This window comes from Vibrio sp. YT-19(2023), from assembly GCF_033337395.1.
The window spans coordinates 1-576 of the sequence record NZ_JAWOQN010000853.1; the positions used below are offsets into that span (position 1 = coordinate 1).

The 576-nt window shown below is 46.0% G+C and carries 1 protein-coding gene; it reads left to right on the forward strand.

Annotated elements, in window-relative coordinates:
- Positions 1–69: 69 nt before the first annotated feature.
- The coding region (locus R7E78_RS28825) for a DUF3413 domain-containing protein (RefSeq protein WP_318058976.1) at positions 70–576 on the forward strand (507 nt) is incomplete at its 3' end.

Consider the following 576-nt stretch of genomic DNA (forward strand, 5'->3'; position numbering starts at 1 on the left):
TGCTCAGGCGCTGATGTCTTCATTAGAAACACCAAAAACACATTAATAACGGATAAATAGAACACATACATGGTAGACAGCGGAAACTCATACGGCGAACGTGTATCTCGACTGGTTGGTTGGGGTCATTGGTTTGCATTCTTCAACATCGTAGCTTCGATGTTGATAGGCACACGCTACATTGTTCAGTCGCCTTGGCCCGAGACGTTGCTGGGTCAGTTCTATCTTGCGGTTTCGTGGGTTGGCCATTTTGGCTTCCTTGTTTTCGCTCTCTACTTATTGGTTCTGTTCCCGTTGACGTTTGTCCTGCCATCACGGAAGTTATTCCGTTTGGTGGCAGTGATCTTTGCCACTGTTGGACAAACAATCTTATTGATTGATACCCAGGCATACCAATCCATTAACCTGCACCTAACCCCTGTGGTTTGGGAGCTGTTATTCAGCGATGATAAAAGTGCGTTAAGCTCGGATCTACAACACCTGTTTGTTGTGATGCCGCTGATATTCCTTGTTCAACTCGCCTTATCAGAATGGGTTTGGCGTAAACAGCGCAAACTGTCTCACAAACACGTTGGT